The following is a 23,693-nucleotide window of genomic DNA, read 5'->3' as shown; positions in this document are numbered from 1 at the left end:
GATGGCAATTAATTATAAGGACGCAGGCGTAGATGTTGATGCCGGTCAAAGAGAAGTTGAATTAATTAAAAGTATTGTTGCGAAAACTCAGTCAAAGGATGTTTTATCATCCCTTGGCGGTTTTTCAGGTCTTTTCAATTTAGATTTAAGTGAAATTAAGAATCCAGTTCTTGTAAGTGGAACTGATGGAGTTGGCACAAAGGTTATTTTGGCTCACAAGCTTAACAAGCACGATACTATTGGTATTGACTGTGTTGCTATGTGTGTAAATGACATTTTGTGTCAAGGTGCAAGACCACTTTTCTTCCTGGACTACATTGCTACAGGCAAATTAGTTCCTGAAAAAATGGAAGAAATCGTAAAGGGTGTTGCTGAAGGTTGTATTCAGTCTTCTGCTTCACTTATTGGTGGGGAAACTGCAGAAATGCCAGGAGTTTATCAAGAAGACCAATATGACCTTGCAGGCTTTGCAGTTGGTATTGTTGATAAAGATAAAATTATTGACGGCTCAGGCATAAAAGAGGGAGACCTAATTTTTGGACTTTCTTCTAATGGAATTCACTCCAATGGATATTCTCTTGTAAGAAAAATTGTTTTTGACCACTGCAAATTTGATTTAAGCGAAAAATTTGATGAACTAGACTCAACACTTGGAGAAGAACTTTTAAAGCCAACTAGAATTTATGTAAAGGAAATTCTCGAACTACTAAAAGTTGTTGACATCAAGGGCATGAGCCACATAACTGGCGGCGGTTTTTACGAAAACATTCCAAGAATGATTCCAGATGGACTTTGTGCAAAAGTTGACGTATCTGTTGTAGAAACTCCAGAAATTTTTAAACTTCTAAAGAAGTGGGCAGATCTTAAAGATAAAGATATGTATTCTACTTTTAACATGGGAGTTGGACTTACTTTTGTTGTTAAAGAAGATGATAGAGATAAAGTCCTTGATTTCTTTAAAGATAGCGACTTAAAGCTTTATGAACTTGGAAAAGTTGTAGCTGGAGAAGATAAAATTGAACTTAGCTTCTAAAAATATTGCAGTTTTAATTTCAGGTGGTGGCACAAATCTTCAAGCCATCATTGACAATACAAAAAATAATTATATCAATGGAAATATAAAAATTGTCATTTCTAATAGAGAAGATGCTTATGGACTTACTCGTGCAAAAAATGCAGGCATAAAGGGCCTTGTAATAAAAGACGACGAAAAACTTATAAGCACTTTATCTGAAAATAAAATTGACTTAATTGTTCTCGCAGGATATTTAAAAATCTTGCCAGAAAAAATTACTAAAATTTATGAAAATAAAATAATAAATATTCATCCATCATTAATCCCTGCCTTTTGTGGCAGGGGTTATTATGGATTAAAGGTTCATGAGGCCGTCATCAAAAAAGGTGTAAAATACACTGGTGCCACTACTCATTTTGTAAATGAAGGTGCAGATGAAGGTCCTATTATCATGCAAAAAATTACTGAAGTGGGAGACGAAACTCCTGAAGAACTTCAAGCAAAGGTCTTAAAGATTGAGCACGAAATTTTGCCTCTTTCTGTAAAATATTTTTGCGAAGATAAGTTAAAAGTTGTTAATGGAAAAGTTGTGATTGGAGGTTAGTATGAGAGCACTTATTTCAGTTTTTGACAAAGAAGGAATTGTTGAATTTGCAAAGGAACTTGCAAATAGAAATTGGGAAATCATTTCTACTGGCGGAACGTTCAAAAAGTTAAAGGATGCAGGAATTGATATAATATCTGTGGATAGCGTAACAGGTTTTCCAGAAATTTTAGATGGAAGAGTTAAAACACTTAATCCAAAAATTCACGGCGGAATCCTTGCTAGACGCGACATAAAAGAACACATGGAAACTTTAAAGGATGAAGAAATTATACCAATTGATATGGTTGTAAATAATCTCTATCCTTTTGAAGAAAAGCTACTTGAAAAGGCTCAACACGAAACTATGATTGAAAACATAGATATCGGTGGTCCATCTATGATTAGGGCTGCTGCCAAAAATTATAGAGATGTTTTTATTGTAACTGATCCAAGTGATTATAGCCATGTACTTAATAATTTAGAGGGAGATAATTTAGAATTTAAAGAATATCTTGCAAAGAAGGCCTTTAACTACACAGCTCACTATGATGCTGTCATTTCAAATTATTTCTTAAAGAGACTTCCTGAAGAATTTCCTAAATATATTAACAAGAGCTTTAAACTTGTTGAAGAATTGAGATATGGTGAGAACCCACATCAAAAGGCAGCTTTTTATGAAGATTCTTACACACCAGATAAGGTTGAATATAAGGTTCTTCATGGAAAACAAATTTCCTACAACAACTTAAATGATATGTATTCTGCCCTTAATGCAGTTGTAAATTTTGAAAAGCCAGCTGCAGTTGCAATTAAACACACTGACCCATGTGGAATTGGTACAGGTGAAAATCTGGAAGAAGCTTTCCTTAAGGCCTATGAATGTGACGACGAATCAATTTTTGGTGGAATCATTGCCCTTAATAGAGAAGTTGACGGAAAAACTGCAGAACACCTTTCAAAGATTTTCCTTGAAATTGTTGTGGCACCAAGTTTTTCTAAGGAAGCTTTTGAAATTTTGACTCAAAAGAAAAATATAAGGCTTGTAGAAATTCCTGAATTCCAAAGACTTTATGAAGGTGGAAAGAGATTTAAGCAAGTTTTAAACGGAATTATCATCCAAGATTCAGACGACATAGTTTGGGATGAAGAAAAGCTTTCCTTTGTATCTAATAGAAAACCAAGTGAAAAAGAACTTGAGGAATTAAAATTTGCCTTTACTTGCTGCAAGACAACTTTCTCAAATTCAGTTGTCATTGCAAAAAATGGCGGAACTCTTGCCCTTGGTCAAGGTGAAACAAAGAGAGCTTGGGCTGTAGAAGAAGCAATTGATAGGGCTGGAGAAAAGGCAAAGGGAGCAGTTCTTGCATCTGATGGATTTTTCTTTAGAGATACTATTGAACTTCTTTATAAGGCTGGCATTGATGTAATAGTTCAGCCGGGCGGCTCTGTAAAGGATCAAGAAGTTATTGATTATGCAAATGAACATGATATTTGTCTTGTCTTTACTAATATAAGACATTTTAGACACTAGGAGGATAAATGAAAGTACTTGTAATTGGAAATGGCGGAAGAGAACACGCACTTGCATGGAAACTTAGTGAAAGTAAAAGCGTTGATAAAATATTCATGGCAAGGGGCAATGGTGGCACAGAAGATTTTTGCGAAAATCTCGACCTTGACCCAAAGGATATTCATGGACTTTTAAAGTTTGCCCATGAAGAAAAAATTGATTTAACAGTAGTCGGTCCAGAAGATCCACTTTGCATGGGAATAGTAGATGCCTTTAAAGAAAAGGGATTAAAAGTTTTTGGACCAAACAAAGACTGTGCAAGATTTGAAAAGTCAAAGGAATTTACAAAGAAATTTTTGGAAAAATATTCAATTCCAACTGCAAAATATAGAAGTTTTGAGAGTTATGATGAGGCAATTGAAGGTCTAAGGGAATTTTCTTATCCACTTGTTGTAAAAGCTGACGGACTTTGTCTAGGTAAGGGCGTAATAATTTGTCAAAACTTAGACGAAGCAAAGGACGCTCTTCATAAAATTTTTAAGGATAGAATTTTTGGCGACGAAGGAAGTACTGTAGTCATCGAAGAATTTTTGACAGGAGAAGAAGCTTCTGTACTTTGCCTTGTATCAGACAACAAATTATTTCCACTGGAAAGAGCCAAGGACCACAAGCAAATTTATGATGGCGACAAGGGCCCAAACACTGGCGGAGTAGGAACTTATTCACCAGTAGCTGCAAGTCCTGAACTGGAAAAAAACCTTCAAGTAATATATAGGCAAATAGAAGATGGACTAGATAAAGAAAAATTATCTTACTCAGGAATTTTATTTATAGGATTTATGATTGAAGAAGACAAGCCAAAGGTTTTGGAATTTAATGTGCGCTTTGGCGATCCAGAGACAGAAGTCCTAATGCCAAGACTTGACTGTGACTTATTTGAACTTTTAAATAAGACAATTGATGGAAAACTTGAAGAAGATGACATCAAGTGGAAGGATGAAACTTGCCTAACAGTTATTATGTGTTCAGGTGGCTATCCAGGTTCCTATGAAAAGGGCAAAGAAATTTCTGGACTTGATGATGTAGATAGTGACATAATAGTTTTCCACAATGGGACAAAAAAATCTGATGCTATCTACACTAATGGAGGCAGAGTCTTATCAGTGACAGCTTTAGGAAAAAACTTAGAGGAAGCTCGAAAAAAAGCCTACGAAAATGTAGCAAAAATAAATTTTGATGGCGCCTACTTTAGAAAAGATATTGGCACGAAATAAAATAAAAATATTTAGGATGCTGTGATAGAAATTCATAGCATCTTTTTTTCTTGCAGAAAAAAATTTTTGTATTAAACTATAAGAGGTGATTAATTTGAAAATAAAAACCTATGAAAATTTGCACGAGACCTTTTTAGTTTTATTTTTTATAACAATTGCAGGTGGCTTTCAAGATGCTTACTCCTATCTAATGAGGGGGAAGGTCTTTGCAAATGCACAGACAGGAAACATTGTACTTCTCTTCAAGAATATTGTTGACTTAAATTTTAAGGCATCAATTTCATATTTAATACCTGTCATAGCCTTTGCTTTTGGCGTATATGTTGCAGTTCGTTTTGAATATGCTATCGAAAAGAAAATTCTACATTGGCGTCAATACATAGTTGCCTTTGAAATAATTATTATGGTAATTGTTGCATTTATTCCTGAAAATTTAAACAATCTCGCCAATGCTCTTCTCTCTTTTTCCTGTGCTATGCAAGTTTATTCCTTTAAGAAAATTTATGGACTAAACTTTGCAACTACAATGTGTATAGGAAATCTTAGGAGCGCCACAGAAAATCTTTCCAAGTACCACATAACAAGAGATAGGGAATATCTTGAAAAATCAAAAAAATATTATAAAGTAATTGTAATTTTTGGCATGGGCGCAGCTCTTGGCTACATTACATCAGATTTTTTTGGAATTAAGTCCATACTAATTGCAGCAGCTTTCCTAACAATTTCTTTTATAATTTTATTTTTTGAAGATAGAGGAAAATAAAATTATACTTTAAATTAATAGAATATGTAATTATCTTAAATTTTTACATAAGAAAAAATTTTTAATTTTTTAATTTTTATTTTTTAAACAAGAAAAGGTGAAAGCGTTTTAAATTTGCATTTAAATTGATTTTTACACTTACAAGTTAAAATTTCTATGATAGTAAGTTTAATATAATAGTCTTGATTTTGTTAGAAAAATATTTTCCTAAATTTAAGAAAAGTCAAATATAATTTTTTCACAAGTTTTTAAAAAAACTATTATTTTAACCTATATCAAGGTCTGAGCACAAATAGCTCAGACTTTTTTTTTGCAAGATTATTTATTGATGTAAAGGAAAAAAAGAAAAAAGTATTATCTTTTTAACATCACTATTTATATTATGTAATAATTAGTATTTTAAAAATTCTCTATTTAAATTGTTGAAAAATATTATCAAAAACTTGTATTTTTTCAAAAGATTATTTGTCAGAAATATATCAAAATTAAATTTTACTTTGTGTAAATATTAAGTAAAATTTTTGTATTTAAAAAATTTCTTTGTATGTTCATATATTGAGAATAACATTGACCTTTGCTATTTAATGTGATAAAATCTCTTTAATTTATAAACCAATATTAAATAAATTAGAAGAGGTGTAAAAAATGAATGTAAAATTTAAAAGGTTTATGGGTATTATGATGCTATTATTAGCAGTTATCGCTTTTAGCGGTTGTCAAAAAGTTGACAATGGAGCTAAAAAAGAGGAAAGCAAAGAAGCCAGCACTTCAACTGAAGTTAAAGATGATGGCGTAAAAGCTAAATTTGAAACTCTTAAAGATGGCGAAGAATTCCACATTGGAATTATAACTGGTACAGTATCACAAGGTGAAGATGAGTTCCGTGCTGCTCAAAAAGCTATTGAACTTTATGGTTCTGCTGATGAAGGCGGAATTATTAAACACGACACTTATCCAGACAGATTTGAAGCTGAACAAGAAACTACAATTTCAAAGATTGTAGCTATGGCAGATGACCCTCTAATGAAAGCTGTAATTGTAAATCAATCAGTTCCAGGAACTGTAGCAGCCTTTAATCAAATTAGAGAAAAAAGACCTGATATCATTCTTGTTAACTTAGTTGCACAAGAAGATACAGTAATGGTAGAAAAAGCAGCTGACCTAGTAATGGATGCTGATAATGTTTCCAGAGGTTACAGAATTATTGCTGCAGCTAAGGAAATGGGAGCAACTAAATTTGCTCACATCACTTTCCCTAGACACATGTCTATTGAACTTTTAGCCCTTAGAAGAGCTATCATGGAAGAAGCTTGTAAGGACCTAGGACTTGAATTTATTTCACTTAACGCACCTGATCCAACAACTGATATTGGTATCCCAGGAGCACAACAATATGTAGCTGAAAATATTCAACCTTGGATCGATAAGTATGGTAAAGACACAGCTTTCTTCTGTACAAACGATGCACATACTGAACCACTTCTTAGAGGTGTTGCAGCTGGTGGAGCTATCTTTGTAGAACAAGATTTACCATCTCCAATCATGGGTTATCCAAAGGCATTCTCAGTTGATATTAAAGATATGGCAGGAGATTGGCAAGCAATCAACGCTGCTGTTGAAAAAGCTGTTATTGAAAAAGGCGGCGACAAGAGAATGGGTACTTGGGCTTATTCACTAGGTTATTCACTAACTCTTGGTGCTCTTGATCATGTAATGGATGTTCTAAAGGGACAAGGCGAACTTCTTAACCAAGAACAAATCGTATCTTCTATTGAAAAATACACTGAAGGTGCTAAATGGATGGTTGAAAACTATATAGATAGAGCTTCTGGAGAAACTAAGGCAAATCACTTCTTACTATCTCAAGACACTTATGTATATGGTAAAGGTTACCTAGGTATGGATAAGATTAAAGTTCCTGAAAAATATTTAAATCTTAATGTTGATTTAGATGCTATTGAAGCAGCTCAAGAAAAAGCTGAAGGACAAGCTAAATAATTATTTTATAAAAGAAATTAAAGTCAACGGGCTACCGTTGATTTTAATTTTATTTTAAGAAGATGGAGGGATTTTGTTGACAAACAGTTTACTTGAAGTCAAGAATGTCAGCAAGAGTTTTGGCGAAAACGCCGTCTTAAAGGATGTTAATTTCAATCTTCAAAAGGGAGAAATTTTGGGACTTGTTGGTGAAAATGGTGCTGGTAAGTCCACTCTTATGAATATAATTTTCGGAATGGAAGTTATTAAAGACACAGGCGGTTATAACGGTGAAATTTATTTTGACGGAAAATTAATTGACTTCAAAAACCCAATTGACGCCTTAAATGCAGGCATAGGCATGGTACATCAAGAATTTAGTTTAATCCCTGGATTTACAGTTGCAGAAAATATTACTCTCGATATGGAGAAGACAAATTCCTCTGTAATTTCTAAAATTTTTGGTAAAAAACTAGAGAGTATAGATGCTAAAGAAAATATTAGAATAGCAGGCAAGTCTCTTGACACTTTGGAAGTTAGCATTGATACTGGTGCTTTAGTTTCCGAAATGCCTGTTGGTCACAAGCAATTTATTGAAATTGCTAGGGAAATGACAAGAAAAGATGTTAAGTTAATAATTATGGATGAGCCAACTGCTGTACTTACAGAAACTGAGGCCAATAACCTTATTGCTTCACTTAGGACTCTTGCAGATCTTGGCATTTCTATTATTTTCATCACTCATAGACTCCGTGAAATCATAAGCGTATGTGATCAAGTAGTTGTCCTTAGAGATGGTGAAATAATTGAAGACAAAAAGAATGAAAATCTATCAATCGAACAAATTGCTAAATGGATGGTTGGTAGAGATGATGAATCAAATAAGATAGCTGTAGAGAAGGTGGATAAGAATTTAGATGAAAATGACCACATTCTTGAAATCGAAGATCTCTGGGTTGATATGCCTGGAGAAGCTGTCTATGATGTAAGTCTTTCTGTTATCAGAGGAGAAATTTTAGGTATTGCTGGACTTGCTGGTCAAGGTAAGCTTGGTATTCCAAATGGAATTTTGGGCACTTATCCTGTAGGTGGCAAGCTAATTTATAATGGCAAGGAATTAAAACTTGGCAATACTTTAGATATTTTAAAGAATAAAATTGCCTTTGTTTCAGAAGACAGAAGAGGTGTAGGTCTTTTATTGGAAGAGCCAATTTTCTGGAATATAGCTTTTAATGCTATGCAAGTTCAAGAAAAATTTATAAAAAGAGTTCTTGGATTTAAGTTTAGAGATGAAGCTAAGATGAAAGAGCTATCTAATGAATACATTGAATCTCTTCACATAAAGACAACTGGACCAGAACAAAAGGCAGGAAATTTATCTGGTGGTAACCAACAAAAGATTTGTCTTGCCAAAGCTTTTGCCATGGAACCAGAACTTCTATTTGTTTCTGAGCCTACTAGAGGAATTGATATAGGTGCAAAGGAACTAGTACTTGATGCCTTGAAAGAAAGCAATGAAAAGGACAATACAACTATTGTCATGGTTTCATCAGAGCTTGAAGAACTTAGAAGTATATGTAATAGAATTGCTGTTATTTGCGAAGGAAAAATCGCAGGTATTTTACCAGCAGATGCTGAAGCAACAGAATTTGGACTTCTAATGAGTGGAGAAGTGGAGGCTGTAAATGACTAAAAAGAAAAGTTTAATTAACAGAATTGGAATTCCACGACTTATCATTGGAGTTTTCTTATTAATTCTTTTTATTGCAGCTCCAATGGCTGGTGTTTCCTTAGTGGATTCTATTGACAATGTTCTTTCAAGATTTGGTATGTTTTCAGTTTTAGTTTTATCCCTTGTGCCAATGGTACAATCTGGTTGTGGACTTAACTTTGGTATCCCAATTGGAGTTGTAGCAGGTATTCTTGGTGGGGTAACTTCAATTGAATTTGGTTTTACAGGTTTTAAGGGAATTTTCATAGCAATGCTATTTGCATCTCTTATAGCAGTTGTATTTGGATTTTTCTACGGATTACTTTTAAATAGAATTAAGGGCGATGAAATGCTTATTGCAACTTATGTTGGATATTCTTTCACAGCTTTTATGTGTATTGCCTACTTAATTCTTCCTTACAAGAATCCAGTATCTGTTTTAAGTTATGGAGGAAAGGGGCTATCCCAACAAATTCCAGTTGCAGATTATTGGATGAAGTCAAGAATTTTGGAAGATGGAACAAAGGTAACTGTTGGTGTATTAAATAACTTTTTAAGTATTAATATACTTGGCGTTAAAATTCCTGTGGGCATGTTTTTATTATTTGCACTTATGGCATTTATTGTATGGGCATTTTTCAAGACAAAAACTGGTACTGCAATGACAGCTGTAGGTTCTAACTCAGAATATGCAAAGGCTGCTGGTATTCACATTAACAGAGTAAGACTTGTTTCTGTAATTCTTTCAACAGTTATTGCTGCCATTGGTATTGTTATTTATCAACAATCCTATGGTTTTATACAACTTTACCAAGCACCACTTTCCTTTACATTCCAAACAGTAGCAGCACTATTAATTGGTGGTGCAAGTATTAACAAGGCATCAATTCCAAATGTTATAATTGGTACATTTTTATTCCAAGGTGTAATTACACTTACTCCTACTGTAATAAATGGTGCATTAAATATTGATATTTCAGAAATATTAAGAATGATAATCACAAATGGAATGATAATTTACGCACTAACAAGGAGGAGTAAAGATGAATAAGAAATTTAATTTTAAAGAATTTTTATACAGATTTATGGTTCCTATTTTGTTTATAATCATAGTTGTGGCAGGACTTATAATAGCTAAACCACCACTATCTTATATAACAAATGAACTTTCCAAGAGAATGGTAAGAAATACATTTTTAGTACTTTCTCTTATCATACCGATTATTGCTGGTATGGGTATCAACTTTGGTATTCCACTAGGAGCAATGGCAGGACAAATTGGAATAATTTTTGCACAAGATTGGGGCTTTACTGGAGCAACTGGACTTTTAATAGCCGCTCTTATTGGTACTCCAATTGCAGTTTTACTTGGACAATTTTCAGGAAGAGTTTTAAATAGAGCTAGAGGAAGAGAAATGATTACGTCAATGATGCTTGCCTTCTTTATTCTAGGTTGGTACATGCTTTTCCTATTGTACTTCTGCGGAACTTTAATTCCAATGAGAACAAGAGCCATGGTATTATCAGCTGGTTATGGTATTAAAAACTCCATTACCCTTGCATCTGCTCAAGGTTTTGACAATATTTTAAAATTCAGAATTAATATTCCTATTACTGCAAAGCATCAAATCTTATTTGATGTGCCAGTAGTTACAATTATAATTATTGCTCTACTTTGCTTATTTATCGTATGGTTTAGAAACACTAAACTTGGTCACGACATGAAGGCAGTAGGACAAGATCAATTTGTATCTTCCAACGCAGGTATGAACTCTGATAAAATCAGAATTGCATCAATAGTAATGTCTACTGTACTTGCTTGCTACGGACAAATTATTTATCTTCAAAACATTGGTACACTTGCAACTTATGCAGGTCAAGACCAAGCAGCACTTTATGCTGCAGCATCAATCCTTGTAGGTGGTGCATCTGTATCTAAGGCATCTATTCCAAATGTAATCTTAGGTACTGCACTATTCCACTTGATGTTTATCGTTCTTCCACAAGCAGGAAGAGTAATGACAGGAGATGCCATGATGGGTGAATATTTCAGAACATTTATCTCTTACGGCGTTGTAACTCTTGCACTTATTCTTCACGCTTTCGAAAGAAAGAGAGAACTTGAAGCTAATAGGTTGAAGATGAGAGAAGATAGAATTAATGGTGGCAAAAGTAAAGAAGCTGTAGAAAATTAAATTGATCATAATTTCAAAACTTCATAAAAATAAAAAATTGCTCAAGAATACTTGGGCAATTTTTTTGCGTTTTATAGAGTTATAATTAATGTTTTCTAAAAATAATTTTCTTGCTTAAAACTACAAAGAATTTTAAATGAAAATTGGAATTAAATATCTATATACTCATTATTTTCCATGATAAAGGGTGGCGCTACATTGGGGTCCTTGTAGTCCTCAAACTTTTTCTTTAAGTACTTGTAGCAGGATTCTTTATTAGGAAATTTTATTGCCTGATAGGGCTCTTCAAAGGATATTTTTTCTATAAACAAATATCCTTTTTCAAGGGGAAGAAGAACTCCAACATGACCAATAAAAAGATAATCGCCGTCTAAATTGTCGTGAAGAACTACAGAAATCATCTTAACTTTTTCTGAAAAGGTAAAATTTGATAAGAATTTTGCCATGACTTCACCTTGATCCCTTGAATTTTTGCTACTATTTGTGGCAACTCTTGAAAATAAACTTTTAAAATTTTTAAATTCCTCATCAGTAAATAAATTTGAATTTTTTATGGCTTCTTCGTCCATAAAAAGAAAATCGTCATCAATTTTTTTATCTGTATTAAATTTCATTCCATCTTTTAAGAGTAAAAAGGAATTAATTCTACAATTTGTGTCAGGAAATTCGTGTTTGACCTTACTTCTCTCATCAATAATTTTTCCTGTGTCAGTATTTATATTAGATAAACTTTTAAAATCGCCAATAAGCAAGTCTTTTGAAATGCCTTTGTTATAATCTCTTACAAGATTAATAAACTTTTCAAGGCTTTGGCTATTCACACTTCCATCAAGGGAATTTTTAACAAAATCTAAAGTCTTTTCATCATTTAAATTAGAAATTTTTGGCTCTCCAATTTTTTCTTCAACAATTTTTTCGGTTTCATCAATGTTTTTATTTACTAAATTATTTTTTGCACAGGCTGATGTAATAAGAGCAAGGCAAGCAATTAAAATTAAAATTAAAATTTTTCTCTTCATCTTTCCTCCAAGATTTAAATTATCAAAATAGATTATACAATAAAAAATCAAAATAATAAAAACATATCTTTTACATTATTAAAATGATAAGCTAATATCATAAGATGAAAGCAGGTGGGACATGGAAAAATTTAATTTAACATATGTTAAAAATAAAAAGTCTAAGGCAGATATTTCTGATTTTGATTATGAATCGGCAAAAACTGTAAATAATTTTCACAAGTCTTTTGATATTTACGAAAAGACTCCCCTAGTAGATCTGAAAAATTTGGCTAAAGAAATTGGACTTAAAAATTTTTTTGTAAAAGATGAGTCTTATAGATTTGGCTTAAATGCTTTTAAGGTTCTTGGCGCAAGTTATGCAATTGCTAATTTTATAAGAGAGAAAATTGGCTTAGATGAAAATAAATTTACTTTTGATGAAATTACTTCGGGTGAAACAAGAAAAAAACTTGGCGATATAATTTTTTCTACAGCAACTGATGGAAATCATGGACGTGCTGTTGCATGGACAGCTAATAAACTTGGTCAAAAATCAAAAGTTTTTATGCCAAAGGGTAGTTCTCTTGAGAGACTAGAAAATATTAGAAGAGAAAATTCTGATGCAAATATTATGGAAGTAAATTATGATGACTGTGTGAGGCTAGCTGCAAAATTTGCTGAAGAAAATAAGGGAGTCTTAATTCAAGATACTTCTTGGGAAGGCTATACTGATGTTCCAAGAAATATTATGAAGGGCTATATGACAATGGCTTATGAAGTTTATAATGATTTTAGGGAAAAAGGAATTTTTCCTAGTTATATTTTCTTACAAGCAGGAGTTGGTTCTATGGCAGCATCTGTTACTGCTTTTTTTAGAAATGTGATGAAGGACAATCCTCCAAAAATTATAATTGTTGAACCAAATAAGGCAAATTGTCTCTATAGAACTGCTGATGCAAATGACGGAAAGCTTCATTTTGTTAAAGGTGATTTAGATTCAATAATGGCTGGACTAAATTGTGGTGAACCTGTAACAATTGGATGGCCAATTTTAGAATCTTATGCCGATTATTTTTTGTCAGTTGATGATATTTTTACTAAAATTGGAATGAGAGTTTTGGCTAATAATATTTCTGATGATAAAAAAATTATTTCTGGAGAATCTGGTGCTGTAACAAGTGGTATAGTTTATAGCCTTATGACTGATGATAGTTTAAGAAATTATAGAGAAAAAATTGGTCTAGATAAAGATTCTGTTGTGCTTTGTATTTCCACAGAAGGAGACACTGATAAAAAATCTTATAAAGAAATTATTTGTGGAGAAAAATAAGCTAAATTGTTATTTTTGCTTTTGATTATTTTTTAAATTGAATAAAATTTATAATTTTAGACTTTGTGTAATGCAAAGTCTTTTTTAAATAAAAATAAAAAAAAGTTGAACTTTGTTCACAAAAGAGTTATCATATTTTTACGAAGATGAACAATGTTCAAAAGTAAGGAGTATATATGATAAAGTCTGAAGAAAGAAAAAAAGAAAAAGAAAAGAAAATCACTATTGCTGCTCTTTCTTCTTTTGAAGAAAAGGGAATAGAGGCAACTTCAATTAGGGATATAATGAATAGAACGAATTTAGGACTTGGAACTTTTTATCTCTACTTCAGGGACAAAAAAGATCTTGAAGAAAAAATTGTTTTAGATATTATGACAGAATTAATTGTTAGTGCCGAAGCTAAGTGTAAAGGTGAGGATTCTAAAAAGAGGTTGATTTCCTTTTTTGATTATATAATTGATCACTTAATAAAAAATCCATTAGAGTTAAAAATTATTTCAAATAATTTAAATTGGGCTCTTTATGCAAAAGTTGAAAATGACAATAGATTTAAAGAGGCGGAAAATTCTCTTAATTTTATTTTAAATAAATTTGAAGATTTATTCCCAGCAATTTTATCTGATCAAGAAAAATTATTTATTTTATCTCTTTCAATTAATATTGTGCTTTCTACTTGCGAATCGGCATTAATGGAAGATTCAATTCTAAGTTTAGAAGATATGAAACCAGTTCTTTATAAAATTGTAGATAGGATATTTAGGTAGTGGTTGGATGAAAAAATTTACAAAATTTATTTCTCACAAGCCCAAATTTGTGCTTTTTGTCATGACCTTACTTCTAATTCCTTCATTACTAGGCTATAAACTTACTAAAGTTAATTATGATATTTTGTCTTATTTGCCTAAAGATTTAAAGTCAACCCAGGGTCAAGAGATTTTGGATAAAGATTTTAAAAATGCTGCAACAGGAATGTTAATTCTTGAGGGAACTGACCATGAAGCAGAAGTTTTGAGAGAGAAAATTCTAGAAATTGATGGAGTAGAAGATGTGATTTCTAAATCATCAACTGTTGGAGATATGATTCCCAGTGAATTTTTGCCTGACGAGATAAAAGATGTTTTCTATGCAGAAGACTCTACTTTAATGATTGTAAAGTTTAGCGATTCATCATCTTCTTTAAAGACAATGAATGCTATAGATGAAATTAGAAAAATAGAATCAAATCAAAAATATTTAAGTGGAATTTCATCTCTTGTAAAGGATACGAAGGATTTAATCGACAAAGAAACACCAATCTATGTTGCTCTTGCCGTAGTTTTGGGATTAATTATTTTATCTCTAACAAATGAATCTACTATTGTACCCTTTGTCTTTATGCTAACTATTGGTTATGCAGTTTTGTATAATTTTGGATCCAATGTATTTTTAGGTGAGATATCCTATATAACAAAAGCTATAGCGGCTGTTTTACAACTTGCTGTTACTATGGACTATTCAATATTTTTGTATCACAGATATGTTGAAGAAAAGAAAAACTTTGACAATAAAAATGATGCTATGGATAAGGCAGTTCAAGAAACTATTTCTTCCTTATTTGCATCATCACTTACAACTTTTGCTGGTTTTATAGTTTTAATTTTTATGAGACTTGGTCTAGGAAAAGACATTGGTCTTGTAATGAGTAAGGGAGTTTTAATAGGTTTAATAGCAACAGTTACAGTTCTTCCAGCAATGTTACTTGTTGTGGAAAAGTTAGTCAATAAATACAATCACAAAGTCATGCTTCCGGAATTTAATAAATTATCTGAATTTACTATAAAGCACAAAAAGACTTTGTTTTTAGCTTTTGTATTGCTTTTTATTCCAGCAATTTTTGGTTCAGTAAATACAAAACTTTATTACAATTTGGACAGATCCCTTCCACAGGATTTAGATTCAATAGTAGCTTTAAATAAAATGAAAAAAGATTATGATATGGCAAGTACTCATTTTATTGTTGTTAAAGATGATCTTTCAAATTCAGACTTAGATGGTCTTATAAGCGATATAAAGGGCGTAGACGGAATAAATTCTGTCTTAAGTGCAAGTTCTGTCACAGGATACACTATCCCAAGTGAATTTTTGCCTGAAAAACTTCAAGATAACTTTTCAAAAAATGGTTATCAGATGATCATGGCAAATTCTAAGTATCAAACTGCATCGCCTGAAGTTAAAAAACAAGTTAGTGAAATGAAAAGTCTTATAAATAAATATGACGATGAGGGATATTTAACTGGAGAAGCAGTTTTAACAGATGATTTAACAGTTATTTCAGATAGAGACTTTCAAATTGTAAATATAATTTCAATTGCTGTTGTATTTTTAATTATTGCTCTTGTGTTTAAGTCAATTGGAATACCAATAGTTTTAATTGGAGCAATTGAACTTGCAATCCAAATAAATATGGGAATCCCATTTTATTTAAATCACACTATTCCTTTTATAACTTCAATAATAATTGGGGTAATACAGCTTGGATCTACTATTGACTACTCAATTTTAATGACAGATAGATTTTTGGCAGAATATAAAAAGTCAAAGGATGTAGATGGTTCTCTTAAAGTGTCTGTAAAAGAAACTTCTAAATCAATTGTTACATCTGCACTTTCCTTTATGGCAGCCACAATTGGTGTAGGTATTTATTCAAAAATGGAAATTGTATCGACAATTTGTACATTTTTAGCTAGGGGTGCAATTATAAGTATGTGCGTAATCATACTATTATTGCCAGCAATTATTTCTGTAAGTTTTCCACTGATAAAGAAAACTACTAAGGGTTTAGATTAATATTATTTTAAGGAGAAGAATATGAATAAAAAAGTTCAAAAAGGTGTAATAACAGTTGTATTATCTTCAATGATTTTGACAAACACAGCTTTTGCTGCATCAGAAGTCATAAATAAGAGTGAAACTGTTTATGTCTTAAAAGAAAATGACAACATTAAAGATAAAACTGTTTCAGTTTGGTTAAATTCAGAAGAAAATATTAAGGGCAAGGACAAGTCCAATTTAAAAAATGTTAAAAATTTGAAGACTGATGAAGAAGTTGAAAATAAAAATGGTTATATTTATTGGGATGAAAATGTAAAGGACATTTACTACCAAGGCAAAAGTGAAGAAAATATTCCAATTGATGTAAAAATTGATTATTATCTTGACGGCGAAAAAATGGAAAATAGTGAATTAAAGGGCAAGTCTGGCCACCTTAAATTAGTTATTTCAACTGAAAACAATAAGTATGTTATAAAGAACATTGCTGGCAAAAAAACTAAGGTCTATGCACCTTATACAGTTATAGCAGCCCTATCCTTCCCACAAGAAGTTGCATCAAACATTGAGTCTGATGATGCAAAAATCGCAAAGGATGGCAAAAATGAAGTTGTAACTTCAGTATTGACTCCAGGTCTTAGAGGAAACTTTGAAAGTATTTTAGAAGATAGGCAAATGGAAGAATTTAGAAGTGAAGCAGTGGTTGAAATGGATGTAAAAGATTACGATCCTGTGGAAGCTTATGTGGTAATTTCTAATGAGTTATTCCAAAACGAAGCAGATTTAGAGACAATTGACAAGCTTCGTGACGGCGTTAGAGAGCTTGAAGACAATTCACAAAAATTAGTTGACGCTTCTACAAAACTATCTGAAGCCCAAGGCAAATTAAATGATGGTCTAAGTGAACTTGGCGATGGAACTGTTAAACTTAAGGATGGTTCCAAGGAGCTTTACGATAAATCTGGAGACTTCGAAGAAAAAATAGACGAAGTAATTGAAAAGGTTGAGCCAATTCCAGGTGCAGCAGAAGAAATGTATGAAGGTGGTAGCAAATTAACTTCTGGAATTAGCGACTACACTTCTGCAGTGGGCAAGATGAATGAAAAAACTGGAGAAATGAAAGATGGAGCCAAAAAACTTCACGATGGTTCAGTTGAACTAGACAATGGACTTGGAAAGTTAAAGGATGCCACAGTACAATTAAGAGAAGGTTCAAGTAAATTAAGTAAGATTGACGAAATGAAGGAAGAAGCTTTAAAGAAGTTGGCAGAATTAAAATCTGGAATAGGACAGCTTTCTGCCGGCGCCCAAAAACTTGAGGCAGGAGCAGCAAAGGCTTATGAAGGTGCAAATAAACTTGCAGCAGGTGAAAGTGAATTTAATTCTAATTTTCAAGCCTTAAATAATGAAGTTCAAGCCATGAAGGCGCCAGATCTATCAGGACTTGGAAATATTAATGTTGAAGATAATCTTCAAGATATTGGTGCAAAGGCACTGGCTATTGGTGGAAATTCAAAGTTCATTGGAGCATCAGCTGCTGAAATTGGAAAAGCTATAGCCATCCTAAGTCAAAGTGAGGACCCTGCAGCTCAACAAGCTATTGGAATATTACAGGGTGCGGCAGCAAATTTAGGTCAAACTGCAGGTAATATTGGAGAAAATGCACAAAGTATTGGTGGATCAGCAAAAAAAGTTGGAGCTGATCTCCAAGGATTAAAAGCTTTAACAGGTATGACTGACAAATTAAAAGGTCTAGATGAGTTAAAAGGTGGAATGAATCAACTTGCACAAGCATCAGAACAAATAAATGCTGGAGCAAGTCAACTTCCTGCAGGCCTTGAAGAGTTAAAAGGTGGAACAACAGAACTTTCTAATGGAGCAAACCAAATTAATTCTGCTCTTGAAAAGGCTATGTCAGAAGCAGCATCAAAACTAGACACTTCACAACTAATGAAGCTCTCAGATTCTCTTGTCAAACTTGATGATGCAGCAGGAAAATTAAAGGACGGCTCATCAAAATTAAGAGAAGGAACAGAAAAGAGTGAGGATGCAGTAAATAAATTTACAGATGCAATTACTGAGCTTGACTCAAATTCACCTAAACTAAATTCAGGAGCAAATGAACTTACTGAGGGACTATTAGAATTTCGCGACAAGTCTGTATTATTTAAAGATTTTCCAAGACTTAAGACTGAAGGTGTAGTTCCTTTGAGAGATGGAATTAAGAAGTTAGATGACGGAATCATCGACTTAAACTCTGGAGCTATTGAATTAAAAGATGGCGGAGTTTTAATAGGCGACAACATGAAAATTTTTGCAGAAAAATTAGAAGAATTTAAACAAAAGGGAATTGATGAACTAGACAAGAAGACACAAGAACTTCCTGAGTTTAAAGAAATTGTTGACACTATGTCTGAACTCTCTAAAGAAGATTCATCCTTTACAGGAACTTCTGAAGGTTTTGACACTAAGTATAGAATAATCGAAAAAATAAAATAATGTGACAAATCCTAAAATTTGGGTATTACAAAAGTAATACTAATTTGAGGGGGTCATTATGGAAGTTAAAAAAGGTAGAAACTGTTATTATATAGGCGATGACGAGTTTAACTACAAGGGAATTTTACAATATGTTGAAGAGGGCAATGTAATAGATGCCCAACACACAATTGTTAAGCCAGAATTTGGTGGACAAGGTCTTGCAGGTGAGCTTGTAAAAAAACTTGTAGAAGATGCAAGAAGTGAAAATAAAAAAATAAAGGGAACTTGTTCCTATGTTGAGAAAAAACTTGAATCAAGCGAATTTGATGATGTAAGAGCATAATTTTTTTAAATTAAGATGGGTAATGCCCATCTTTTTTTTAGTTTAAAGGGCTAAAAAGTTATTTACCAAAAACATTAAAAGTTGTATAATTGGCAAAAGGAGTGAAGATATGTTATCAAAAACAAATTCTAGAGAATTTTTTAGAATAGAAATGGCAAATGCAATTAGTCACGCCCTAGGAGTTTTACTTGGAATTATTTTTCTATTGATGCTAATTATTCCAAGTGTGAATAGTGGTGATGTCTTAAAAACAGTTGCCTTTTCTATTTATGGTGGATGTTTCATTTTTTTATTTTTAATGAGCACAATTTATCACGCAGTTCAAAAGGAAAAGGTAAAGAAAATTCTTAGGATTTTCGACCATGTTTCCATTTATTATTTTATAGCAGGAAGTTTTACGCCAATTATACTTTTACTTACAAGGGGAAGATTTAGATTATTTTTTATAATATTAATTTGGGCAATAGCTCTCTTTGGTACAGTTTTTAAAATTGCTACATACAAAAATTATGACAAGTTAAAGACTATTTCTGTTATTATTTATATTGCCATGGGTTGGCTTTCTGTATTTTTAATTAAGCCAATTGTAGCAAACACAACTTGGAAGTTTATGCTTCTATTAGTCTTAGGTGGAGTTGTATACACTGCAGGGACTTATTTTTACAAGTCAAAGAAGTTCAAATACAATCATATAATTTGGCACTTCTTTGTCCTAGCAGCATCAATAATTCACTTTATTGCCTTTTATCTTTATATTTCATAAAAAATTTTGGTTCATCAAGTTGATGAGCCAATTTTTTTGCAAAAAAAAACGAGCCTTGAGCTCGTAATTTTTATTTAAAATATAATTTCATGTCGCCTTCTTGGATTAGTCCCTTGCGGTAAAATATTTCATAAATTGCAAAGGTTACAAGTGCTGGCAAGATTATGTGCATTAGTAAAACTATGCCAAGAAGTTTCATGAAGGGGACATCTGGCATTGCTGTGAAGGTAGAGATTTGTCCAACAAGTCCACTTGTGCCCATGCCAGAGCCTAGTGGTGTGTTTTCAAGTTTAAAAACCATAGTAGAAACTGGTCCTAAGATTGCAGATGAAATAATTGGCGGAATAATAATTATTGGCTTTCTCACAATATTTGGCATCTGTAGCATAGAAGTACCAAGACCTTGTGCCACAAGTCCTTCCATTTTATTGTCCCTATAAGAAATTACTGCAAAGCCAACCATTTGACAACAACAGCCAATAGTTGCAGCTCCACCAGCTAGAGATGAAAGGGAAAGCATCATGCAGAGGGCAGCAGACGAAATTGGAAGAGTTAAAACTATTCCAACAATAACTGATACAATAATTCCCATAAAGAAAGGAGCCTTATCTGTAGCATTAATAATAATTGCACCGAGAAGGTTCATAAAGGCACCTATGTATGGTCCAACGAAGTTTGCTATAAAGACACCAACTAAAACTGTAACAGCAGGAGTGATTATGATGTCGATTTTTGTTTTTCTGCTAACAAGTTTTCCAAATTCAACAGCAAAAATTGTTGCAATGTAAACCCCCATAGGTCCGCCAAGTTCATTGCCTGCAATACCCACAACAGTTGCAGCATAGACCACAAGACTTGGTGCATACATTGCCGTTGCAATAGCTACTGCTATGGCAGGTCCTGTAGCCTTTTGAGCCAAGGGCCAAAGCACATCTGTCAAAAAGGCAATGTTAAAACTTTTGCCAATAGTATTTAAAATTGTGCCTACAAGTAGGGTGGCAAAAAGACCAAATGCCATGGCGCCAAGAGCGTCAATAAAATATAATTTTGCCTTCTTCTTTAATTTTTCGCTAAATTTTTCTTTTGTCATTATATTCTCCTAAGGATGTCCTTTAATTTATACTTTGGCACTATGTAGTTGCCATCTTCGTCTAAATAATAAGACTGGTCTTCACCTATTTCTATTTCCTTTATAGTTGACTTAACCTTTGGATAGCCAAAGGCAATTACTACTTCGCAGGAATAATTGTCCTCATAATTTAAAATCTCACGCATTTTTTTGTCGTTTACACTTCCAATAATGCAAGAGCCAATACCTTTTTCTGCAGCGGTAAGAGTTAAATTAGAAATAACTAGACCCTCATCAATGCCGTTAAACCTAAGCTTTTTGTCATCGTCACTTAAAATAGCAATAAAATAAACTGGTCTTTCGCCTTCTTTGGGTTTTCCCATATTGTTAGGTAGGGAAGCAGCCCATCTTGTGTTTTCGAAAATTTCTAAAACCTTTTCTTTACTTTCAACAGAAATAAATCTAAGGTACTGTCTGTTGTTGGCGCAAGATGAAAATTTAATAGAAGATAAAATTTCATCAATATCATTCTTTGAAATTAACCTAGTTTCGTCAAACTTCCTATAGCTTCGTCTCCATTCTAATAAATTTTCTAAATTCATTTTTTCCTCCTTTTTTAATGATTTTAGTCTTATTAACTTTATATTTTATAGCAAAAAAATTATTTTACAATAAATTATTAAAATTAACTAATTTAATGTTTTATTTACTAAAAAGGGGTATATATAATCTAGTCAAAGAATATAATAATTCGAGAAAAAAATTTTAAAAATTTTAACTCAAATTTGATGAAAATGTTTTGACACTTTAGGTAAGTTGTTGTATACTTTAATTATTGTATACCGCTTTGGTGTATCTTTTGTTTTTCACAATTAAAGTGAAAAATATTTCAAGTATTCTTTAATTTAAAAAGGAGGAAAATATGTCAAATTTGTATAAGACTACTGCTGAACATGAAGCTCTTCGTAAAGCTATTAGAGAGTTTGCAGAAGCAGAAATTAAGCCATTATCATTTGGACTTGATCAAAACAATGAATTTCCAGAAGAAATCATTAAGAAAATTGGCGAAAACGGTTGGATGGGTCTACCTTATCCTGAAGAAGAAGGTGGCGCAGGTAAGGATGTTATTTCTTATGCTATCGCTGTTGAAGAATTATCAAGAGTTGATGCAGGTGTCGGCGTTGTTTTATCAGCACATACATCACTAGGTTCTTATCCTATCCAAGCTTTTGGTACAAAGGAACAAAAAGAAAAATATTTAAAACCACTTGCACAAGGTAAAAAACTTGGAGCTTTTGGTTTAACAGAACCTAATGCAGGCTCTGATGCTGGCGGCACAGAAACAACTGCTGTACTTGATGGCGATTATTATATTTTAAATGGTAATAAAATCTTTATTACTAATGCTCCTGCTGCAGATACTTATGTTGTATATGCAGTTACTACACCAGGTATAGGTACTCACGGAATTTCTGCTTTCATAGTAGAAAAAGGTTGGGAAGGATTTACTTTCGGAGATCACTATGACAAATTAGGTATTAGATCTTCAACTACTGCTGAACTTCAATTTAACAATGTTAAGATTCCAAAGGAAAACTTACTTGGTAAAGAAGGTCAAGGATTTAGAATTGCAATGCAAACTCTTGACGGTGGTAGAATTGGTATTGCATCACAAGCTCTTGGTATTGCACAAGGTGCTTTCGAAGCTGCACTTTCTTATGCAAAAGAAAGAATCCAATTTGGTAGACCAATTGCTCAACAACAAGCTGTTGCATTCAAGCTTGCAGATATGGCTACTAAGATTAGAGCTGCAAGACTTATGATTTATTCAGCTGCTGAAATGAAACAAAATCATGAAAATTATTCAATGGAAGCTGCAATGGCAAAAACTGTTGCATCTGAAGTTGCAATGTGGGTTGTAAATGAAGCTCTTCAAATCCACGGAGGTAACGGATACCTAAAGGGAATGGATGTAGAAAGATTCTTCAGAGATGCTAAGATTACTACTATCTACGAAGGTACTTCTGAAATCCAAAGAGTAGTAGTTGCAAGTCACCTTGTAGGAAAGGCTCCTAAGAAGAAAGGTAGAGCTGCTGCAATAGATAAGAAGGCAGGTCCTATCACTGGAGATAGAAAGAGAGAAATAATTAAAGCTGACACAGCAAAAGAAGCTGTTGACATTTTAGTTAAAAACTTAAAGAAAGATGGATATGATTTCTCTGTTGGAATTGATATAGACACTCCTGTTTACGATGCTGAAAGGGTTGTTTCAGTTGGTAAAGGAATTGGCGGAGAAGAAAACATGGATCTTGCAAGAGAACTTGCTCACGCTGCAGGCGCTGCACTAGGTTCTTCAAGACCAGTTGCTGAAACATTAAAACTTGTACCACTTGAAAGATACGTTGGTATGTCTGGACAAAAATTCAATGGCAACCTATACATTGCATGTGGTATTTCTGGAGCAAGCCAACACTTAAAGGGTATTAAAAACGCATCAACAATTGTTGCAATCAACAAAAATGCAGGTGCTCCAATCTTCAAGAACTGTGACTATGGTATTGTTGGAGATATGTTCGAAATTATGCCACTTCTTGCAGAAGCTCTTGGAACTGGTGAAAAAGAACAAGCACCTCCAATGAAGAAAGTTAGAAGATCTAAACCTAGAAAATTAGCTCCAAATTATAAAGTTATGGTATGTCCAGGATGCGGATATGAATATGATCCAAACTATGGAGATCCAGAAGGTGAAATTGATCCTGGTACAGATTTCGATAAATTACCAGATGACTGGACTTGTCCAGAATGTCAAGAAGAGAAGCAAAACTTCATTGAAGCTGATTTCCCTTCTGATAGAAAATAAAGGAGGA

19 protein-coding genes are annotated in these 23,693 nt (G+C 32.9%); 16 read left to right on the top strand and 3 right to left on the bottom strand.

Going from position 1 to position 23,693, the window contains the following annotated elements:
* Position 1 precedes the first annotated feature (1 nt).
* From purM to Q0U74_RS01800, 9 genes are all read left to right on the top strand, one after another.
* On the top strand, positions 2–1,033 hold the full coding sequence (gene purM / locus Q0U74_RS01840; RefSeq protein ID WP_297392398.1) for a phosphoribosylformylglycinamidine cyclo-ligase: 1,032 nt from the start codon (positions 2–4) through the stop codon (positions 1,031–1,033).
* On the top strand, positions 1,017–1,619 hold the full coding sequence (gene purN, locus Q0U74_RS01835) for a phosphoribosylglycinamide formyltransferase (RefSeq protein WP_297392396.1): 603 nt from the start codon (positions 1,017–1,019) through the stop codon (positions 1,617–1,619). The genes purM and purN overlap by 17 nt, the downstream gene beginning before the upstream one ends.
* 1 nt (position 1,620) lies before the next feature.
* Positions 1,621–3,132: a bifunctional phosphoribosylaminoimidazolecarboxamide formyltransferase/IMP cyclohydrolase gene (gene purH / locus Q0U74_RS01830; RefSeq protein WP_297392394.1), complete on the top strand. Its 1,512-nt coding sequence runs from the start codon at positions 1,621–1,623 to the stop codon at positions 3,130–3,132.
* Between the two features lie 8 nt (positions 3,133–3,140).
* Positions 3,141–4,385, top strand: a complete 1,245-nt coding sequence (gene purD / locus Q0U74_RS01825; protein WP_297392392.1) for a phosphoribosylamine--glycine ligase — start codon at positions 3,141–3,143, stop codon at positions 4,383–4,385.
* A 94-nt stretch (positions 4,386–4,479) separates the two neighbouring features.
* Complete coding sequence (locus Q0U74_RS01820) at positions 4,480–5,148, top strand: YoaK family protein (RefSeq protein WP_297392390.1); 669 nt, start codon at positions 4,480–4,482, stop codon at positions 5,146–5,148.
* Between the two features lie 645 nt (positions 5,149–5,793).
* Positions 5,794–7,146, top strand: coding sequence for a DUF3798 domain-containing protein (locus Q0U74_RS01815; RefSeq protein ID WP_297392389.1), 1,353 nt, complete (start codon positions 5,794–5,796; stop codon positions 7,144–7,146).
* 76 nt (positions 7,147–7,222) lie between these two features.
* The gene (locus Q0U74_RS01810) at positions 7,223–8,818 is read left to right on the top strand and encodes a sugar ABC transporter ATP-binding protein (protein ID WP_297392388.1); all 1,596 of its coding nucleotides are present in this window, start codon (positions 7,223–7,225) and stop codon (positions 8,816–8,818) included.
* Positions 8,811–9,887 (top strand): ABC transporter permease subunit, encoded by a 1,077-nt coding sequence (locus Q0U74_RS01805; protein ID WP_297392386.1) that lies wholly within the window; start codon positions 8,811–8,813, stop codon positions 9,885–9,887. Before Q0U74_RS01810 ends, Q0U74_RS01805 begins: the two co-directional genes overlap by 8 nt.
* Positions 9,880–11,031, top strand: coding sequence for an ABC transporter permease subunit (locus Q0U74_RS01800; protein ID WP_297392385.1), 1,152 nt, complete (start codon positions 9,880–9,882; stop codon positions 11,029–11,031). The genes Q0U74_RS01805 and Q0U74_RS01800 overlap by 8 nt, the downstream gene beginning before the upstream one ends.
* A gap of 149 nt (positions 11,032–11,180) precedes the next feature.
* Here Q0U74_RS01800 and Q0U74_RS01795 read toward each other — a convergent pair whose 3' ends face one another.
* Entirely contained in the window at positions 11,181–12,050 is an 870-nt protein-coding gene (locus tag Q0U74_RS01795) for a DUF4300 family protein (RefSeq protein WP_297392384.1), read from the bottom strand.
* Between the two features lie 121 nt (positions 12,051–12,171).
* Here Q0U74_RS01795 and dpaL point away from each other — a divergent pair, with 121 nt between their 5' ends.
* From dpaL to Q0U74_RS01765, 6 genes are all read left to right on the top strand, one after another.
* Entirely contained in the window at positions 12,172–13,362 is a 1,191-nt protein-coding gene (gene dpaL / locus Q0U74_RS01790) for a diaminopropionate ammonia-lyase (RefSeq protein WP_297392382.1), read from the top strand.
* A 176-nt stretch (positions 13,363–13,538) separates the two neighbouring features.
* Positions 13,539–14,126, top strand: coding sequence for a TetR/AcrR family transcriptional regulator (locus Q0U74_RS01785; protein WP_297392380.1), 588 nt, complete (start codon positions 13,539–13,541; stop codon positions 14,124–14,126).
* Positions 14,127–14,133: 7 nt separating this feature from the next.
* Complete coding sequence (locus tag Q0U74_RS01780) at positions 14,134–16,188, top strand: RND family transporter (protein ID WP_297392378.1); 2,055 nt, start codon at positions 14,134–14,136, stop codon at positions 16,186–16,188.
* 21 nt (positions 16,189–16,209) lie between these two features.
* A complete protein-coding gene (locus Q0U74_RS01775) occupies positions 16,210–18,669 on the top strand; it encodes a hypothetical protein (RefSeq protein ID WP_297392376.1) in 2,460 nt (819 codons plus the stop codon).
* A 58-nt stretch (positions 18,670–18,727) separates the two neighbouring features.
* A complete protein-coding gene (locus Q0U74_RS01770; protein WP_297392374.1) occupies positions 18,728–18,994 on the top strand; it encodes a GNAT family N-acetyltransferase in 267 nt (88 codons plus the stop codon).
* 109 nt (positions 18,995–19,103) lie between these two features.
* The gene (locus Q0U74_RS01765) at positions 19,104–19,757 is read left to right on the top strand and encodes a hemolysin III family protein (RefSeq protein ID WP_297392372.1); all 654 of its coding nucleotides are present in this window, start codon (positions 19,104–19,106) and stop codon (positions 19,755–19,757) included.
* Between the two features lie 70 nt (positions 19,758–19,827).
* On the opposite strand, the gene Q0U74_RS01760 is transcribed toward Q0U74_RS01765, so the two are convergent.
* The gene (locus Q0U74_RS01760) at positions 19,828–20,847 is read right to left on the bottom strand and encodes a PTS transporter subunit IIC (protein WP_297392370.1); all 1,020 of its coding nucleotides are present in this window, start codon (positions 20,845–20,847) and stop codon (positions 19,828–19,830) included.
* Positions 20,847–21,428, bottom strand: coding sequence for a nitroreductase family protein (locus Q0U74_RS01755; protein ID WP_297392368.1), 582 nt, complete (start codon positions 21,426–21,428; stop codon positions 20,847–20,849). The genes Q0U74_RS01760 and Q0U74_RS01755 overlap by 1 nt, the downstream gene beginning before the upstream one ends.
* A gap of 320 nt (positions 21,429–21,748) precedes the next feature.
* Here Q0U74_RS01755 and Q0U74_RS01750 point away from each other — a divergent pair, with 320 nt between their 5' ends.
* A complete protein-coding gene (locus tag Q0U74_RS01750) occupies positions 21,749–23,686 on the top strand; it encodes an acyl-CoA dehydrogenase family protein (RefSeq protein ID WP_297392366.1) in 1,938 nt (645 codons plus the stop codon).
* Positions 23,687–23,693 lie beyond the last annotated feature (7 nt).

The organism is uncultured Peptoniphilus sp., assembly GCF_946998875.1.
In the GTDB taxonomy this organism is placed as follows: Bacteria; Bacillota; Clostridia; order Tissierellales; family Peptoniphilaceae; genus Peptoniphilus_A.
The sequence above is the reverse complement of the archived record's forward strand: the minus strand, read 5'-3'. Positions and strand labels throughout refer to the sequence as shown.

What these genes read in the sequence shown, in the direction of transcription:
- Q0U74_RS01815 (WP_297392389.1), top strand. Translation starts at nt 5,794, where the DNA reads ATGAATGTAAAATTTAAAAGGTTTATGGGTATTATGATGCTATTATTA.
- Q0U74_RS01800 (WP_297392385.1), top strand. Translation starts at nt 9,880, where the DNA reads ATGAATAAGAAATTTAATTTTAAAGAATTTTTATACAGATTTATGGTT.
- Q0U74_RS01755 (WP_297392368.1), bottom strand. Translation starts at nt 21,428, where the DNA reads ATGAATTTAGAAAATTTATTAGAATGGAGACGAAGCTATAGGAAGTTT.
- Q0U74_RS01765 (WP_297392372.1), top strand. Translation starts at nt 19,104, where the DNA reads ATGTTATCAAAAACAAATTCTAGAGAATTTTTTAGAATAGAAATGGCA.
- Q0U74_RS01780 (WP_297392378.1), top strand. Translation starts at nt 14,134, where the DNA reads ATGAAAAAATTTACAAAATTTATTTCTCACAAGCCCAAATTTGTGCTT.
- Q0U74_RS01805 (WP_297392386.1), top strand. Translation starts at nt 8,811, where the DNA reads ATGACTAAAAAGAAAAGTTTAATTAACAGAATTGGAATTCCACGACTT.
- Q0U74_RS01770 (WP_297392374.1), top strand. Translation starts at nt 18,728, where the DNA reads ATGGAAGTTAAAAAAGGTAGAAACTGTTATTATATAGGCGATGACGAG.
- Q0U74_RS01785 (WP_297392380.1), top strand. Translation starts at nt 13,539, where the DNA reads ATGATAAAGTCTGAAGAAAGAAAAAAAGAAAAAGAAAAGAAAATCACT.
- dpaL (WP_297392382.1), top strand. Translation starts at nt 12,172, where the DNA reads ATGGAAAAATTTAATTTAACATATGTTAAAAATAAAAAGTCTAAGGCA.
- purM (WP_297392398.1), top strand. Translation starts at nt 2, where the DNA reads ATGGCAATTAATTATAAGGACGCAGGCGTAGATGTTGATGCCGGTCAA.
- purH (WP_297392394.1), top strand. Translation starts at nt 1,621, where the DNA reads ATGAGAGCACTTATTTCAGTTTTTGACAAAGAAGGAATTGTTGAATTT.
- Q0U74_RS01775 (WP_297392376.1), top strand. Translation starts at nt 16,210, where the DNA reads ATGAATAAAAAAGTTCAAAAAGGTGTAATAACAGTTGTATTATCTTCA.
- Q0U74_RS01795 (WP_297392384.1), bottom strand. Translation starts at nt 12,050, where the DNA reads ATGAAGAGAAAAATTTTAATTTTAATTTTAATTGCTTGCCTTGCTCTT.
- Q0U74_RS01750 (WP_297392366.1), top strand. Translation starts at nt 21,749, where the DNA reads ATGTCAAATTTGTATAAGACTACTGCTGAACATGAAGCTCTTCGTAAA.
- Q0U74_RS01760 (WP_297392370.1), bottom strand. Translation starts at nt 20,847, where the DNA reads ATGACAAAAGAAAAATTTAGCGAAAAATTAAAGAAGAAGGCAAAATTA.
- purD (WP_297392392.1), top strand. Translation starts at nt 3,141, where the DNA reads ATGAAAGTACTTGTAATTGGAAATGGCGGAAGAGAACACGCACTTGCA.